Origin of the sequence: Defluviimonas sp. D31, from assembly GCF_033436765.1 — a bacterium.
Lineage (GTDB): Bacteria > Pseudomonadota > Alphaproteobacteria > Rhodobacterales > Rhodobacteraceae > Albidovulum.
In genome coordinates this window covers 350,234-365,576 of sequence record NZ_JAWQFN010000002.1, presented here as the reverse complement: position 1 = coordinate 365,576, position 15,343 = coordinate 350,234, and the positions used below count along the sequence as shown (strand labels likewise).

Here is a 15,343-nt window from a genome sequence, read left to right as displayed (position 1 = left end):
GCCCCTGTAACAGATGAACGACGCCAGTACCGTGAACGATGTCCAGGCCACCCCCGTCCGCATGCTGCCGGACGCTCAGGAAGTCACCTCGGTTCAGCACTGGACCGACCGGCTCTTTTCCTTCCGCGTGACGCGGCCGCAGAGCTTGCGATTCCGCTCGGGCGAGTTCGTGATGATCGGGCTTCTCGGCGAGAACGGCAAACCCTTGCTGCGCGCCTATTCCATCGCCTCGCCCTCCTGGGACGAGGAGCTGGAATTCTACTCGATCAAGGTGCCGGACGGCCCCCTGACCTCGAAGCTCCAGCACATCCAGCCGGGCGACCAGATCATCCTGCGCCCGAAGCCGGTGGGCACGCTGGTGCTTGACGCGCTCCTGCCCGGCAAGCGGCTCTGGTTCCTCGCCACCGGCACCGGGATCGCGCCCTTCGCCTCGCTCATGCGCGACCCGGAGACCTACGAGAAATACGACCAGGTCATCATGATGCATACCTGCCGCGAGAAGGCCGAGCTCGAATACGGCCGCCAGCTCGTGGAGAGCCTGAAGGACGACCCGCTGATCGGCGAGATGGTCGGCGACAAGCTCAAGTACTACCCGACCACGACGCGGGAAGAGAGCGATCGCATGGGCCGGATCACCGACAACCTCGCCTCGGGCAAGGTCTTCGAGGACCTCGGCATCCCGCCGATGTCGGCCGAGAACGACCGGGCAATGGTCTGCGGCTCGATGGCCTTCAACATCGACGTGAAGGCGGTGCTCGAAGGCTTTGGCCTGCGCGAGGGCGCGAATTCCGAGCCGCTCGAATATGTGGTCGAGAAGGCCTTCGTCGGCGACGGCATCTGACTTGACGGTCGCTCCGGCGTGTGGCGGAATCCCGCCATGCGCATGCTGTCCCTGACCGAAGACCATGTCGCCCGCGCCACGCGCGAGGTTCCCGAAAGCCTGTCCTCGACAACGTTCACGCGCTGCGGCGACGATGATTTCGCTGCGAGGACACGGGGCATCCTCGAAAGCAGGCCCGATGGGCCGCTCCTCGTCTTCGCCTATGGCTCGCTGATCTGGAACCCGACCTTCGCGGCGAGGGAACGCCATCCAGCCGTGGCGCGCGGCTGGCACCGGCAGTTCTGCATTGAAACCAGAGGTTTTCGCGGCACGCCGGACACGCCGGGCCTGATGATGGCCCTGATGGCTGGCGGCCGGTGCTCGGGCGTCGCGCTCGAAGTTCCGGAGACGGACGTAGATACGGTCGTCGACAGCCTCGTGCGCCGGGAAACACCGTTTGTCGAGAACGACCCGGATTGGCGGTGGATCACTGTCGACACCGAGGGCGGCAAAGCCCGGTCGCTGGTGTTCTGGGCCGGACCGACCGGGCCGTCCATCCGCCGGCGCCTGCCGCTCGACCATGTGGCACGGCAACTGGCGCGCGCCTGCGGCTATCGCGGGTCCTCGGCTGAATACCTGCGCAACACGGTGCTGTCGCTCGAGGAGCACGGGATCCGCGACCGGAACCTCTGGGCGCTGCAGGCGCTCGTCGCGGCCGAGATAGACCGTATCTATCCCGCCTGAGCCCGATGACCGGATCGGTGCGCGCTGGTCGCACCGGAGGATGTCCGGGCCGCGCGGTGGCGCGCGACCCGGCTCACGTCGAGAGCGGCTTCAGAGGCCGAGCGCGGACTTGACCTCGGAAAGCGCGGCGCCGAGCAGTTCGGGGCTGTCCTTGGCGGTTTCCACGGCGGCCTTCAGCGTCGCCTTCGTGGCATCGTCCAGCGACGAGCCGTCGATCACGGCATTGACCGCCTCGGCGTCGTAGGTCGCCGGGTCGAAGATGTCGGCGACCATGTCGGCAGCGGCTTCACCGGCGGCGCCCGCCGCCTCGGTTGCTTCAGCGGCCGCTTCGGTCGCGGTGTCCACAGCCTCGGTGGCAGCTTCGGTCGCAGTTTCCGCGGCCTCGGTGGCGGCTTCGGTCGCAGTTTCCGCGGCCTCGGTGGCGGCGGCGGCGGCTTCGGCGGCGGCTGCCTCCGCGGCGGCGGCTGCCTCGTCAGCGGCGTCAGCGGCGGCGGCGGCGGCTTCCTCGGCGGCCTTCTGAGCGGCCGAGTAGTACCAGTAGCCGCCGACGACCAGAGCGCCGACGATCACCGCGATGATGAGATTTCTGTTCATGGCATGATCCTTCGCTATTCGGGACAAGGATATGTACCTAGATGCTATGACAGAATCCCGTCGATTAGGGAAGCATCGCGGCGGTACGGCGCGGAATCCTGCTTGAATCAGACCTTCCGCACGACTAGTTTGCCGCCCACCGAAATGGCAACGACCGAAGGAGTGCCACCATAGCCCGCAGACCGCACAACGCCCCGCCGCAACGCGACACCGGACCCCGCGTCAACGACCGCATCCGCGCCCCGGAAATCCGCCTTATCGGTGCCGATGGCGAGAACGTCGGAGTCGTCACCCCGGCCCGCGCCATGGCCATGGCCGAAGAAGCCGGGCTCGATCTCGTCGAGATCTCGCCGAACGCGGTGCCGCCGGTCTGCAAGATCATGGACTTCGGCAAGTTCAAGTACGAACAGCAGAAGAAAGAGGCCGAGGCGCGCAAGAAGCAGCACATCATCGAGATCAAGGAAATCAAGTTCCGCCCCGGCACCGACACGCATGACTACGAGGTCAAGATGCGCTCGGTGATCAAGTTCCTCGAAGGTGGCGACAAGGTCAAGGTCACCCTGCGCTTCCGCGGCCGCGAGATGGCGCACCAGGAACTGGGTCTCGATCTTCTGAAGCGAGTTGCCGCCGATGTCGAGGAGATCGGCAAGATCGAGAATATGCCGAAACTCGAAGGTCGGCAGATGGTGATGATGATCGGCCCGAAATAGGCCGCCATCGCCTGATCAAGATGGGCCCTCCCCCGCGGGAGGGCTTTTTCATTTCCGGAAGACGTCATGCTCTCCTATCAGCACATCTACCATGCCGGGAACCTTGCCGACGTCCACAAGCACGCGCTTCTGGCGGTGATGCTCGACTACCTGACCCGCAAGGACAAGCCGCTGAGCTACCTCGAGACCCACGCCGGCCGCGGGCTCTACGCGCTCGACGCGGCCGAGGCGGTGAAGACCGGAGAGGCGGCGGCCGGGATCGGCCGCGCCGAAGCGCTGTTTCCGCCCGACCATCCCTATCGCCGGGCGCTCGACCGGATCCGCGACGCCCACGGCGCGGCCGCCTATCCCGGCTCGCCGCTCGTGGCCGCACTCACTCTCAGACCCGGCGACCGGATGCAACTGGCCGAGCTTCACCCCCGCGAATTCGCAGCACTCGAGGCGACCATGGCGCCCTACGGCGCCCTTTGCCGGCAAGAGGACGGCCTTGGCTTCGCGCTGGCCCGCACACCGCCCGATCCTCGCCGAGGCCTGATGCTGATCGACCCGAGCTACGAGGTGAAGGCCGACTATGCCGCCCTGCCGCCGCTCGTCGCGAAGCTCCATGCGAAGTGGAATGTCGGCGCCCTGACGCTCTGGTATCCGATCCTGAAGACCGGCGCCCATGCGCCGATGCTCGCCGCGCTGGAGGCGGCGGGCCTGCCGAAGGCGCTCCGCCACGAGGTCAGCTTTCCGCCCGCGCGCGAGGGTCACGGCATGGTCGGCTCGGGCATGTTCGTCGTCAACGCCCCCTTCGGCACCGAGGACGCCGCGCGCGACATCGCGACGCGGCTCGCCCGTCTCAGCTGACGCCACCCCGCCGAAGCACCTCGGTCATCTCGGCCATGATCGAGACCGCGATCTCGGCGGGCGAACGCGCACCGATATCAGCACCGACCGGTGCATGGATCCGCGCGATCGCCGCCTCGGAGACTCCCGCGCCCCGCAACCGCTCCACCCGCTTCGCATGGGTCCGGGTCGAGCCTAGGCAGCCGAGGTAGAACACCTCGGACCCGAGCGCCGCCCGGATCGCCGGATCGTCGATCTTCGCGTCATGGGTCAGCGTCACCACGGCGGTTCGCGCATCGAGCCCGAGCGCCGCCATCGCCTCGTCGGGCCAGTCGTGCGAGATCGCCTCGCCGGGAAACCGCGCCGCCGAACCGAACGCCTCGCGCGGATCGATCAGGACCGGATCGTAGCCGCAGGCCCGCGCCATCGGCAAAAGCGCTTGGGCGATATGGACCGCTCCCACGACAACGAGCCTGAGCGGCGGATTGTGGATTGCGACGAACCGCCCCTCGTCGACCCCCGACTTGTCGGCCCTGAACCGTTCGGCGAGCACCGCGTCGGGGGGCACGAGCCGCCGCGTCCAGGCGTCGAGGTCGACGACATAGGCCACCGGCCGCCGCTCGCTCAGCGCCGCCACCAGATCGGCCAGAAGCGCCTCGGGCATCGCTTCCCCGACCGGCTCCACCAGCACCCTGATGGTGCCGCCACAGGCGAGGCCCACCGCGAAGGCGTCTTCGTCGCTCACCCCGAAGGTCAGGATCCGCGACCGCCCGTCGCCGATTGCAGCGAGAGCCTCCTCGGCGACCGCCCCCTCGACGCAGCCGCCCGAGACCGACCCCATCATCTCGCCCGCGCCCGACACGGCGAGCTGGCTGCCCACCGGCCGCGGCGCAGAGCCCCAGGTCTCGATCACCGTCGCAAACGCGGCGCCGCGACCGGCGCGATGCCAGCCAAGCGCGATCTCCGGGATCCATTCTTGGTCGCCATTGCCCATGCCGCACCTCCGGCGCCACTATGCGCGGCGGGCCCGACCCACGCCAGCGTCAAAGGCGCTCTCCGCCACTTCATCTTGCCGGAAATATCCTCGCCTAAGGCACCTGAGCGCCCCTTTCACAAGAAAGGGGCGCGAGGCAGGATCCTGGCCCCGGAACGGGGCCGCGATCGGATCGCGCCGGGCCACGCAGAAGAAATGCGGCCCGGCGTCCATGCACGGTTCAGTTCGACGCCTGGCGCAGCAGGTCCGTGATGCGCCGCACGCTGGCCCGGCGGTTGGCGCGCTCGGCCTCCTGCGTGTCGATCCTCAGGAACTCCTCGCCGTAGCCCTGCACCACCATGTTCTCCGGCGGCACCGCGAAATACTCGGTCAGCGCCAGCGCCACCGATTCCGCCCGCCGGTCCGACAGCGCGAGGTTGTAGGCGGCCGAGCCCACCGCGTCGGTATGGCCCTCGATCAGGAACACTTCGCGCGGGTTGTCGGCGACGTAGCTCTGGATCAGCTTGCCAAGCCGCGACAGCGCCTTGGCCTGGTCGGGCCGGATCGCCGCGGAGCCGGTCTCGAAGGTGATCGCATCGAGGTCGATCACCGGGACCAGCGCCCGCACCTCGGCTATGTCGCGCACCTGGGCCAGCGAGAAGCGGCGGTCGAGCGCGGACTGTCGGGCGAGTGCTGCGCGCAGCTCCGCGTCGCCGGCATCGGCCGAGATCACCCGCTGTTCCGCCGGCGGCGGCAGCAGCCGGACATCGACCGGCTCATAGGCGGCGGTATCGTCGATCAGGAGCGTCTCGTAGCCGTCCGGCGCGACATGAGAACGGCGCAGCACCCGGTACTCTGCATCGCGGATCGTGACGATCCGCGAGCCGTCGGGACGCGTCACCGTGGTCCGGGTCGAACCGTCGGCGAAGGTCTCGTTGCGCACCGTCGAGCCCGGTTGGCGCAGGAGCGCGTTGTCGTCCTTGATGATCTGGTAGCTGCCGTCATCGCGGGTGACGACCACCCGGTCGCCCGAGTTGAGCTCGACCTTGCGGTTGTTCGACAGCATCGCGCCGACCGCGACCGCGCCGAGGCCGAGCAGGATAGCCTTCTCGGTGTTCGAGAGGCCCTTCTTCTTCTCGGCAGCCGGCGCCGCGGCGGCGGCCGTCTCGTTGACCTTGTTGGCGAAATCCTCGTCCGAGGACCGCGCCGTCGCCTCGGTCACGACCTCCTCGCTGACCTCGGCGGTGGCTTCGGCCGCAGCCGGGGCGGAGGCCGCAGCCGCAACCGGCGCCGCGCCGGAGGCCGCGTCGGGCTGGACCGGCAGTTCCGGCACCGGCGCCGCTTCGGCGGCAGCCGCCGCGGCCTCGGCCTCGAGCGCCTTCGCGAGATCGTCGTCGCTGATCGTGGCGCCGGACTCCGCAGCGGTTTCCCCGGCGGCGGGTTCAGCGGCTGCGGGCTCCTCGACGACCACCTCGGCGGCGGGCTCCTCGGCAACCGGCTCCTCGACGACCACCTCGGCCGCGGGTTCCTCGGCAACCGGCTCCTCGACGACCACTTCGGCCGCGGGCTCCTCGGCAACCGGCTCCTCGACGACCACCTCGGCCGCGGGTTCCTCGGCAACCGGCTCCTCGCCGACCACCTCGGCCGCGGGCTCCTCGGCATCCGGCTCCTCGACGACCACTTCGGCGGCGGGCTCGTCGGCAACAGGCTCCTCGACGAGCACCTCGGCCGCGGGTTCCTCGGCAACCGGCTCCTCGCCGACCACCTCGGCCGCGGGCTCCTCGGCATCCGGCTCCTCGACGACCACTTCGGCGGCGGGTTCCTCGGCAACCGGCTCCTCGACGACCACCTCGGCCGCGGGCTCCTCGGCAACTGGCTCCTCGACGACCACCTCGGCGGCGGGCTCCTCGGCAAAAGGCTCCTCGACGACCACATCGGCCGCAGGCGCTTCGGCACCGGTCGCCGCGTCTACGGGCGCCGGGATCGGCTCCACACCCTCCGGGCAGGGCAGCGCCGAGCCGTCGGGGCAGATCAGGGCCGTCTCGGCGCCGGTTTCCTGCGACATCGCGGGTGCCGGCGCGATCAGCGAGAGACTCGCGATCAGGGCGGTTGTGGTGTTCAGTCTGCTTCGCATTTCTACCTCGAATCTGCAGCGTTCCAGCCGCTGTCAGCCCTCTATTAAACCAATCCCGGTCGTGCCGATCGCCCCTCGGCATCACGCTTGCGTCATCGCGCGACGCTCCGCCGATCCAGCCGTGTCAGGCTCCTGTCAGGCTCGGCGCATGCAAGGCGGACGATGGTACAGAGCGGTAACACGATGCCGGTCCGCAGCGCCAGACTGCGCACGCTCGCGGCCGCCTTTCTCGGGGCAGGCGGGTTCCTGCTGGCGGGCTGGCCGCTGCCGCTTCTCCTCGGCCCGATGCTCGGCTGTCTCGCCGCGGCGCTCCTCCGCGCCCCGCTCGCCGGGATGGGGGGCTTCGGCACCTTCCTGCGCAGCTATCTTGGCGTCGCGATCGGATCGACCGTCACTCCCGGGCTGATCGGCTCCCTGCCGGCGCAGGGCCTGTCGCTCGCGCTCATACCGCTCTACGTCGCCACGATCGGCGCGATCGGCTATCCGTACTTCCGCCGCGTCGCGGGCTTCGACCGGCCAACCGCCTTCTATGCGGCGATGCCGGGCGGACTGCAGGACATGCTGGTCTTTGGCGAGGAAGCCGGCGGCGAGGTCCGCGCCATGAGCCTCATCCACGCCACGCGCGTCCTCGTCATCGTCACCGTCGCGCCGTTCCTTCTGATGGCGGCATGGGGCACGGACCTCAGCCGCCCGCCCGGGCTTCACCTTGGCGACATCCCGGCGGCGGAATTGTTCCTGATGCTGATCGCGGGCCCGGCCGGCTGGAAGCTCGCCGAACGCGCCCGCCTTTTCGGCGCCTCGATCCTCGGGCCGCTGATAATGACCGCGGGCCTCAGCCTTGCAGGGCTCATCCAGCACCGCCCGCCCGCCGAGATGATCTGGGCGGCGCAGTTCTTCATCGGTATCGCGGTCGGGGCGAAATACTCCGGCATCACGGCGCGCGAACTGCGCGTGACCGTCAGCGCCGGGATCGGCTTCACGGCGCTGCTCGCACTCGTCTCAACCGGGTTCATCGCAGTCGCGGCCAGCGTCTCGACGGCGCCGCTACCCGATATCCTCCTGTCGTTCCTGCCCGGCGGACAGGCCGAGATGGCGGTGATCGCGATCGTCGCCGAGGCGGATGTCGGCTTCGTCGTCGCCCACCACCTGACACGGATCTTCGTCGTCATCCTTGTGGCACCGCTCGTCGGACGCCGTGGGCCGAGGCGTCGGCGCGATTGACGGCGGCGCGTCCTGCCGCGAATGGAAACAGACCGTTAATCATCCGGGCCGTTCGAATTCAATGCGAAACAGTCCGGCAGCGAAAATCCAACAAAAACAGCATGTCCTTTCTGACACCTTGCGCAAGGGACCGATCGGCGCGCAAACTGTGAACGGGACGAGTACGGATGTAATGTAAATGCAGGACATCGGCGCAGGCCCATCGGACTTGCGATCCCTGTCCGATGTGGAATGGCTTGCCGGGATCAGCACTTTGGGCACGGCGGAGGGGAACTGTCGCCGCCTTGGTCATGCGCACGCCGCGCTGTTCCTCGACCGCGGCCCGACCCTGATCGTTACCTTCGAGACATCCGGAGCCATCGGACTCCGCCGCCCCCATGGACAGCCGCTCGGCTTCGATCTGGCGCAGGAGCGCGGATGGTCGCATCTGTGCCTTGTCGCCCGTGGTGACACCTGGTTTCGCGACAGGGCCGTCTACGCATATTTCGACCAGCTCGTCGACGAGGCCTTCTTCGAGGAATTCGACAGGGTCGTCTTCTATGGCGCCAATATGGCCGGCTATGCGGCGGCGGCATATTCAGCCACCGCGCCGGGCGCCACCGTGATCCTCGCCGCGCCGCAGGCGACGCTCGACCCGCGCATCGCCAGCTGGGATCCGCGCTTCACTGAATACCGGCGCCTGTCCTTCACCGACCGCTATGGCTACGCGCCCGACATGACCGAGGGAGCCGGCGACGTCTATGTGATCTTCGATCCCGAACAGAATCTCGACGCCATGCATGCGGCGCTGTTCGCCCGCGCCCATGTCACCCTGCTGCCCTGCCGCAATCTCGGCCGCGACATCGGCCGCGCGCTCGAGGAGATGCGGATCATCCGATCCATCTTGTCCGCGATCGGAACCGGAAAGTTCGATGCAACGCTGTTCCGGACCATCTACCGCGCGCGTCGCAACTACATTCCCTACTTGCAAAATCTTCTCGCCCGGCTCGACAGGGACGGGCGCCCCCTCCTTGCCGCTCTCCTGTGCCGCTCGGTTGCCGAGCGCCTCAATGTTCCGGCTTTCGCCATGCGCCTCGCCCGGCTTCGCCAGGACCTTGAAGCCCAGGGTCGGAAGCTGCCGCGCCGCAGGCGCTGAACTGGGTCAGCGCGGTAAGCTTCTCAACCCGGCAAGCGCCCGCCCCGACGGCCGCTCTGCGCCCGAAACCATGCGGGCGGTCGGCACGGCAATCCCGAGATCGCTGAAATAGATGAAGTCCTGCGCCACCCAGTCGACGGGACCGACGAAGCTCGCCTTGACCGGGAGCGTGGCATACCGGCAGCCGCCGATCTCGCGGTCGGAGGCCGCGCCGAAGACGTAGATCGCAGTGTCGGTATCGACGGTGCCGTCGGGAAAAACGGTGTCGACCGTGCCGAGCCACGACCCGCCGGGCACCGGGATCGGCAGGTCTTCTTCCGGCTCGGAATAGACAAGGGTCAGGCTGCGGTCAGGATCGTTGGCGCCGTTCAGCCGGTGCGCGACCGCCAGATCGTAAAGCCCTGCCACGCTGAGAAAGTACAGGCCGCGCGCGGCATCGTCCTCGTTCGGCTCGAAGATTGCGATGCGGCCCTCCCCGGCGCTGCGATATTCGACCCGGCCACCATCGGCATACTCGGCCGCGATGCCGGTCGTCAGATCGGCAGCGACCGGACAATCGGCCGCCATTGCCTGGCCCGCAGAAAATGCCGCCAAGGCGAGCGCCATGAAGGACGCGCGTTGTGACTGCACGATGCCGAACATGCCGCTCCTGCTCATCATGAAAGCAGGCATGGCAGGAAATCCTTCCGGCGACAAGAAGTGCCGCCGGCGGATCGTTCAGCAGCGATAGGCGGCGGCGTTCAACTCGTAGACATCCGCGCCGGGGGTCACCGGATCGAAGACGATCGCGTTCGCGCCAGCGTCGCGGGCATCGGCCATCATGCGGTTGCGCGCATATTTCACGCCCTGCCCCGCAAGCGGCCCGTAGGCGGCCGGCGCCATGCGGATGTTGGTGACATATGCGCATTGCACGACCTCGGCCGCACTCGCGTCGCGCACACCCGCCGTCCCGAAGAAACCGGGATCTTGGGCGCAGCCGGCCAGAAGCGCCGCGGTCGCCGCGGCTGCAAGTAGGAATTTCATCAGACTGCTCGATCTCTCATGAGCGCATTGCCGCGCCCTTGGGGCGGAGTCTGCGCGTTTGCGAAAGCCGGCGCAAGCTTTGCCACATGCCGCCGATCCGGATCGGCGGCTTTCTTCGCATGATCCCTCCGGCCCGCCTGACCGCTCAGCCCGGGGTGACAGCGCGACGGTAGAGATGCCAGGTCGCATGGCCGAGGATCGGCATCGCCACCGTGAGCCCGAGCAGCAGCGGCAGGGAACCGAGCACCAGCGCCCCGGCCACGATCAGGCCCCAAAGCGCCATCGTCGCGGGATTGGTCCTTGCCACCCGGACCGATGTCAGGACGGCGACGGGCAGGCCGATACTGCGGTCGATCAGCATCGGGAACGACACCGAACTCGTAGCGAGCACCAAGACCGCGAACAGGAAGCCTGCCGGAATGCCGATCATGATCATCGCCCAACCTTCGGCGGTGGTCATGGCATCCCGGAAGAAGACCGTCGCCGAGGCCGGTATCTCGGGCCCCATCGTGATCAGGAAGATGCCGTACGCGACGAGGATCCAAAGGAAGAAGACGAAGAAATGCGCGATGGCAAGCACGAGGATCGCGCCGAAGCGCGGCGACGCGAGAACCGAGAAGCCGGTCGACCAGCCCGCGGGCCTGCCCTGCTCCCGGCGCCGGCTCATCTCGTAGAGCCCCACGGCAGCCGCCGGCCCAAGCAGCGCGAAGCCCGAGACCAACGGAAACACCAGCGGCAGAAGACTGCGGTTGAACGCGGCCCATACTAGGCAGACACCGATGATCGGATAGAGCAGGCAGGCGACGATCACATCCGTCCTAAGCGCCATGAAGTCACTCAGGCCAAGCCTCAGCGCAGCCCTGATATCCTCGATCCCGATCTTTCGAGCGACGGGCACGGCATGATCCGTGCCGCCGAGTTCGCGCGCGACCTCGCCCACGTCATGGCCCGCGGCGCCAAGGATACGCGCGCCCCACGACAGGGGATTTCCGATTGTGTTGGCCATGGTGCCCTCCCGCACATTGATCCGTGGCGGCACTGCCCCCTGGCCCGGCTCGTCTGGGTCAGAGACTGCACAGCTCCGACACCCGCAGCATAGCACGGGCGCACGGCGACGACTCACACAATCGGGAGAGCCGCGCTTCAGCGCGGCAGGCGCGGCCCCTTCCGGCCCAGCCGCCTGCTATTGGACTTCGTCCGCCGCCGCACCGGAGCGAGCGCGGCCCGCGTCTGGGCGAGCGGTCCGCGACCGGCCATCCCGGCGCGTCCAGAGGCAACCAAGCCCTCGCGAAACGCCGCGGTCTTTTCGGCAACCATGCGACGGGTCTCGCCCCGGCCAAGCGTCCAGAAGCCCGCAAGCCCCATCAGGCGCATGGCGATGACCATTTGAGCCTCGACGGCGATCGTGCCCAAGGTCATACCGATGCGTAAGAACTCGAAGGGCGAGCAGGGGTTGCGCATGACAGGTACCTCGATGGGGTCTGGCCATCCAAGGGATCGCCCGTGACTGTCTCAAGATCATGACGCACGGTTAAGGATGGGCAGGCGAGCGCATCTTTGCCGAGGCATGCTCCACAGACAATTCTAGCATCCAGTATCGCTTCAGTGTAGGCCAACGGAATGACCGAAACAATCACGCTCCGCCGCCCCGACGACATGCACCTGCACCTGCGCGACGGCGCGATGCTGGAGGCCGTCCTGCCCGAAACCGCGCGCCACTTCGGCCGCGCCATCATCATGCCGAACCTCGTGCCGCCGGTCGTGACCGCGCGCGACGCCGCGGCCTATCGTGATCGCATCATGGCCGCCCTTCCCGCCGGAATGGCGTTCGAGCCGCTGATGACGCTCTATCTGACCGAGGCGACCGATCCGAAGGACGTCGCCGCCGCCCATGCTTCGGGGCTCATAAAGGCGGTGAAGCTCTATCCGGCCGGCGCCACCACGAATTCGCAGTCGGGCGTGCGGAACTTCGACAAGGTCCGCGGCGTGCTCGAGACGATGGCAGAGATCGGCCTGCCGCTCTGCGTCCACGGCGAGGTCACGGCGTCGGAGGTCGACATCTTCGACCGCGAGGCGGTGTTCATCGAGCGCGTTCTCGACCCGGTCCGCAGCAAGACGCCGGGCCTGCGCGTCGTGATGGAACACATCACCACCGAGGAGGGCGTCGCCTATGCCCGTGCCGGCGGAGACGACCTCGGCGCGACGATCACCACCCATCATCTCGTCATCAATCGCAATCACATCCTCGCGGGCGGGATCAAGCCGCACTACTACTGCCTGCCGGTGGCCAAGCGCGAGAAACACCGGCTGGCGCTCCGCGAAGCGGCGACGAGCGGCGAGCCGCGGTTTTTCCTCGGCACCGACAGCGCCCCTCATGCCGACCACCTGAAGGAACATGCCTGCGGCTGCGCCGGCTGCTTCACTGCGACCAACACGCTCTCGATCCTCGCCCATGTCTTCGAGGAGGAGAACGCGCTGGACCGGCTCGAAGCCTTTACCTCGCTGAACGGCGCCGCCTTCTACCGGCTCGCGCCGAGCGAGGCGCGGATCCGCCTCACCAAGGGCCCGGCAATCAACTACCCGGCCAAGATCGAAACCGGCGCGGGGCCTGTCACCGTGTTCGACCCGGGCTTTCCGCTGAACTGGAAAGTCGAGGATTGACCATTCATCCGGCCCCAAATATCCCCGCCGGAGGCTCCCGGCCTCGCCAAGTGTTGCCTTTGGCGGGGATATTCGGGGCAGGATGAAGCTGAAGAGGAACGCCCATGATCCCCACGTCCTTCCCCCCGAAAGAAGAGATCGCGCGCCTTACCGCGCGGATGCTTCTGGAGATCAAGGCGGTGCATTTCAACGCGGCCGAGCCCTTCACGCTCGCCTCGGGCCTGCCCTCGCCGACCTATATCGACTGCCGCAAGCTCATCTCCTATCCGCGCATCCGGTCGACGCTGATGGATTTCCTCGCCGTTACGGTGATGCGCGAGGCGGGCTTCGAGGCCTTCGACAACATCGCCGGCGGCGAGACAGCAGGCATTCCCTTCGCCGCGATGGTGGCCGAGCGCCTCGCCCTGCCGATGACCTATGTGCGCAAGAAGCCGAAGGGGTACGGCCGCAACGCGCGGATCGAAGGCGCGATGACGGAGGGCGAGCGTGTGCTTCTCGTCGAGGATCTCACGACCGATGGCGGATCGAAACTGAGCTTCGTCGACGCGATCCGCGAGACCGGCGCCACCTGCGCCCATACCGCGGTGATCTTCTACTACGGCATCTTCCCCGAAACGATCGAGACGCTCGGGCGCCACGGCGTCAGCCTGCATCACCTGTGCACCTGGTGGGACGTGCTGGCCGAGGCGCGCGAATCGGGCGCCTTCGATTCTGCGACACTGACCGAGGTCGAGGCCTTCCTCACCGCGCCGCGTGCCTGGCAGGACGCGCGCGCCAAAAGCTGACGCAAGGTCACTGGCGGTAGAGTGCCGCAACCGCAAGTAAAATCCGTCAAGATATTGACCTGAGGAGTCGCCGCGTCGCAATATATGCGCGGCGGCGTTTTCCACAATCCATCCACAGCGATATACAATTTGCGCCGGCCCGGGCGATGGCGCATACCCCGTCGCCAACAACGAGGGACAGTGATGAACGACGTGGCGACCATTCGGGCGGTTAAGAACGCCCCCGAGACGGATACGCTTCCGCACAATATCGAGGCCGAGCAGCAACTCCTCGGCGCGATCCTGACCAACAACGACATATACGACAGGATCGCGGCGCTCGTGAAAGCCGAGCACTTCTTCGAACCCGTCCACCAGCGCATCTTCGAGATCGCCGTCGCGCGCATCCAGAAGAACGCGCTCGCCTCGCCGGTGACGCTGAAGGGCTATCTCGAGGAAGACGAGGGGTTGATGGCGCTCGGCGGGCCCGCCTATCTGGCGCGGCTCGCCGGCGCCGCAATTTCCGCCTTCGCGGCGCGCGACTATGCGCAGATGATCTACGAGCTCGCGGTCCGGCGCGAACTGATCCGGCTCGGCCAAGACATTTCGACTCGCGCCAAGGCGATCGAGGTCGACAACGACCCCAAGGACCAGATCACCGAGGCAGAACAACGGCTTTACACGCTGGCCGAGCAGGGCACGGCCGAGAAGGGATTCGTCTCGTTCCTCAAGGCCACGACCGAGGCGGTTCAGTCCGCGCTCGCCGCCTATCAGCGTGACGGCGGGCTTTCCGGCGTCTCGACCGGGCTCGTCGATCTCGACAAGAAGCTCGGGGGGTTGCATCCCTCGGACCTCCTGATCCTCGCCGGCCGCCCCTCCATGGGCAAGACCTCGCTCGCGACCAACGTCGCCTTCAACATCGCCAAGGCCTACAAGCGCGGCCGCCGTCACGATGGAACCGAAGGTGCGGTCGAGGGCGGCGTTGTAGGCTTCTTCTCGCTCGAGATGTCGGCCGAGCAGCTCGCCGCGCGGATCCTCTCAGAGGCCTCCGAGGTTCCCTCCGAACAGATCCGCCGCGGCGACATGTCCGAGCATGAGTTCCGCCGCTTCGTCGAGGCCGCGAAGGCGCTCGAGACCTGCCCGCTCTATATCGACGACACGCCCGCCCTGCCGATCAGCCAGGTCACCGCCCGCTGCCGGCGCCTGAAGCGCACGCATGGGCTCGATGTCGTCTTCGTCGACTACCTCCAGCTCCTGCGCGGCACCGGCAAGGGCGACAACCGGGTACAGGAAATCGGCGAGATCTCGATGGGGCTGAAGGCGCTCGCCAAGGAACTGTCGATCCCCGTCGTCGCCCTGTCCCAGCTCTCGCGCCAGGTCGAGAGCCGCGAGGACAAGCGGCCGCAGCTTTCGGACCTCCGGGAATCCGGCTCGATCGAACAGGACGCCGACGTCGTGATGTTCGTCTACCGGGACGAATACTACAAGGAACGGGAGAAGCCGGCCGACCACGAGCTGGAGAAGATGGCCGCTTGGCAGGAGATCATGGAGCAAGTCCACGGCAAGGCCGAGGTCATAATCGGCAAGCAGCGCCACGGGCCGATCGGCACGGTGGAACTCAGCTTCGAGGGCCGCTTCACCCGCTTCGGCAACCTCGTGAAGGCCTGGCAGCAGGGTGGCGAAGGGTTCTGACGACGTTTGCGCTTGACCTTGCAGGGCAAGCTGGCAAAACCCGG

At 67.4% G+C, this 15,343-nt stretch carries 16 protein-coding genes; 9 read left to right on the top strand and 7 right to left on the bottom strand.

Going from position 1 to position 15,343, the window contains the following annotated elements; translation table 11 throughout:
• Positions 1-13: 13 nt before the first annotated feature.
• On the top strand, positions 14-841 hold the full coding sequence (locus R5H32_RS05510; protein ID WP_318337678.1) for a ferredoxin--NADP reductase: 828 nt from the start codon (positions 14-16) through the stop codon (positions 839-841).
• Positions 842-877: 36 nt separating this feature from the next.
• Positions 878-1,564 carry a gamma-glutamylcyclotransferase gene (locus tag R5H32_RS05505; protein ID WP_318337677.1) on the top strand — a complete coding sequence of 229 codons (687 nt, stop codon included), beginning with the start codon at positions 878-880 and terminating at the stop codon, positions 1,562-1,564.
• A gap of 90 nt (positions 1,565-1,654) precedes the next feature.
• On the opposite strand, the gene R5H32_RS05500 is transcribed toward R5H32_RS05505, so the two are convergent.
• Complete coding sequence (locus R5H32_RS05500; protein ID WP_318337676.1) at positions 1,655-2,158, bottom strand: hypothetical protein; 504 nt, start codon at positions 2,156-2,158, stop codon at positions 1,655-1,657.
• 170 nt (positions 2,159-2,328) lie between these two features.
• Between R5H32_RS05500 and infC the strand changes: the two genes are divergently transcribed.
• Together infC and rlmJ are read left to right on the top strand one after the other, a co-directional pair.
• Positions 2,329-2,868, top strand: coding sequence for a translation initiation factor IF-3 (infC, locus tag R5H32_RS05495; protein ID WP_412098998.1), 540 nt, complete (start codon positions 2,329-2,331; stop codon positions 2,866-2,868).
• Positions 2,869-2,934: 66 nt separating this feature from the next.
• Positions 2,935-3,717, top strand: coding sequence for a 23S rRNA (adenine(2030)-N(6))-methyltransferase RlmJ (gene rlmJ, locus R5H32_RS05490; protein ID WP_318337675.1), 783 nt, complete (start codon positions 2,935-2,937; stop codon positions 3,715-3,717).
• On the opposite strand, the gene R5H32_RS05485 is transcribed toward rlmJ, so the two are convergent.
• Positions 3,710-4,690: an XdhC/CoxI family protein gene (locus R5H32_RS05485; RefSeq protein ID WP_318337674.1), complete on the bottom strand. Its 981-nt coding sequence runs from the start codon at positions 4,688-4,690 to the stop codon at positions 3,710-3,712. The genes rlmJ and R5H32_RS05485 overlap by 8 nt on opposite strands.
• Before the next feature lie 220 nt (positions 4,691-4,910).
• Entirely contained in the window at positions 4,911-6,803 is a 1,893-nt protein-coding gene (locus R5H32_RS05480) for an OmpA family protein (RefSeq protein ID WP_318337673.1), read from the bottom strand.
• A 162-nt stretch (positions 6,804-6,965) separates the two neighbouring features.
• Between R5H32_RS05480 and R5H32_RS05475 the strand changes: the two genes are divergently transcribed.
• Positions 6,966-8,024, top strand: coding sequence for an AbrB family transcriptional regulator (locus tag R5H32_RS05475; protein WP_318337672.1), 1,059 nt, complete (start codon positions 6,966-6,968; stop codon positions 8,022-8,024).
• Positions 8,025-8,232: 208 nt separating this feature from the next.
• On the top strand, positions 8,233-9,159 hold the full coding sequence (locus tag R5H32_RS05470; RefSeq protein ID WP_318337671.1) for a phosphoadenosine phosphosulfate reductase: 927 nt from the start codon (positions 8,233-8,235) through the stop codon (positions 9,157-9,159).
• Positions 9,160-9,165: 6 nt separating this feature from the next.
• Here R5H32_RS05470 and R5H32_RS05465 read toward each other — a convergent pair whose 3' ends face one another.
• From R5H32_RS05465 to R5H32_RS05450, 4 genes are all read right to left on the bottom strand, one after another.
• Positions 9,166-9,819, bottom strand: a complete 654-nt coding sequence (locus R5H32_RS05465; RefSeq protein ID WP_318337670.1) for a hypothetical protein — start codon at positions 9,817-9,819, stop codon at positions 9,166-9,168.
• A 57-nt stretch (positions 9,820-9,876) separates the two neighbouring features.
• The gene (locus R5H32_RS05460) at positions 9,877-10,182 is read right to left on the bottom strand and encodes a hypothetical protein (protein ID WP_318337669.1); all 306 of its coding nucleotides are present in this window, start codon (positions 10,180-10,182) and stop codon (positions 9,877-9,879) included.
• A 145-nt stretch (positions 10,183-10,327) separates the two neighbouring features.
• The gene (locus tag R5H32_RS05455) at positions 10,328-11,188 is read right to left on the bottom strand and encodes a DUF2189 domain-containing protein (RefSeq protein ID WP_318337668.1); all 861 of its coding nucleotides are present in this window, start codon (positions 11,186-11,188) and stop codon (positions 10,328-10,330) included.
• Positions 11,189-11,325: 137 nt separating this feature from the next.
• Positions 11,326-11,643, bottom strand: a complete 318-nt coding sequence (locus R5H32_RS05450) for an antifreeze protein (RefSeq protein ID WP_318337667.1) — start codon at positions 11,641-11,643, stop codon at positions 11,326-11,328.
• Positions 11,644-11,802: 159 nt separating this feature from the next.
• Here R5H32_RS05450 and pyrC point away from each other — a divergent pair, with 159 nt between their 5' ends.
• The 3 genes from pyrC to R5H32_RS05435 all read left to right on the top strand — a co-directional run bounded on the left by pyrC (position 11,803) and on the right by R5H32_RS05435 (position 15,299).
• Positions 11,803-12,843, top strand: a complete 1,041-nt coding sequence (gene pyrC / locus R5H32_RS05445) for a dihydroorotase (protein WP_318337666.1) — start codon at positions 11,803-11,805, stop codon at positions 12,841-12,843.
• A gap of 104 nt (positions 12,844-12,947) precedes the next feature.
• The gene (locus R5H32_RS05440) at positions 12,948-13,628 is read left to right on the top strand and encodes an orotate phosphoribosyltransferase (RefSeq protein WP_318337665.1); all 681 of its coding nucleotides are present in this window, start codon (positions 12,948-12,950) and stop codon (positions 13,626-13,628) included.
• A 183-nt stretch (positions 13,629-13,811) separates the two neighbouring features.
• On the top strand, positions 13,812-15,299 hold the full coding sequence (locus R5H32_RS05435) for a replicative DNA helicase (protein WP_318337664.1): 1,488 nt from the start codon (positions 13,812-13,814) through the stop codon (positions 15,297-15,299).
• Positions 15,300-15,343: the final 44 nt, after the last annotated feature.

Coding starts and splice junctions, on each gene's coding strand:
- pyrC (WP_318337666.1), top strand. CDS start 11,803: ATGACCGAAACAATCACGCTCCGCCGCCCCGACGACATGCACCTGCAC.
- R5H32_RS05480 (WP_318337673.1), bottom strand. CDS start 6,803: ATGCGAAGCAGACTGAACACCACAACCGCCCTGATCGCGAGTCTCTCG.
- R5H32_RS05440 (WP_318337665.1), top strand. CDS start 12,948: ATGATCCCCACGTCCTTCCCCCCGAAAGAAGAGATCGCGCGCCTTACC.
- R5H32_RS05455 (WP_318337668.1), bottom strand. CDS start 11,188: ATGGCCAACACAATCGGAAATCCCCTGTCGTGGGGCGCGCGTATCCTT.
- R5H32_RS05500 (WP_318337676.1), bottom strand. CDS start 2,158: ATGAACAGAAATCTCATCATCGCGGTGATCGTCGGCGCTCTGGTCGTC.
- R5H32_RS05450 (WP_318337667.1), bottom strand. CDS start 11,643: ATGCGCAACCCCTGCTCGCCCTTCGAGTTCTTACGCATCGGTATGACC.
- R5H32_RS05435 (WP_318337664.1), top strand. CDS start 13,812: ATGAACGACGTGGCGACCATTCGGGCGGTTAAGAACGCCCCCGAGACG.
- R5H32_RS05475 (WP_318337672.1), top strand. CDS start 6,966: ATGGTACAGAGCGGTAACACGATGCCGGTCCGCAGCGCCAGACTGCGC.
- rlmJ (WP_318337675.1), top strand. CDS start 2,935: ATGCTCTCCTATCAGCACATCTACCATGCCGGGAACCTTGCCGACGTC.
- R5H32_RS05510 (WP_318337678.1), top strand. CDS start 14: ATGAACGACGCCAGTACCGTGAACGATGTCCAGGCCACCCCCGTCCGC.
- R5H32_RS05465 (WP_318337670.1), bottom strand. CDS start 9,819: ATGATGAGCAGGAGCGGCATGTTCGGCATCGTGCAGTCACAACGCGCG.
- R5H32_RS05485 (WP_318337674.1), bottom strand. CDS start 4,690: ATGGGCAATGGCGACCAAGAATGGATCCCGGAGATCGCGCTTGGCTGG.
- R5H32_RS05505 (WP_318337677.1), top strand. CDS start 878: ATGCGCATGCTGTCCCTGACCGAAGACCATGTCGCCCGCGCCACGCGC.
- R5H32_RS05460 (WP_318337669.1), bottom strand. CDS start 10,182: ATGAAATTCCTACTTGCAGCCGCGGCGACCGCGGCGCTTCTGGCCGGC.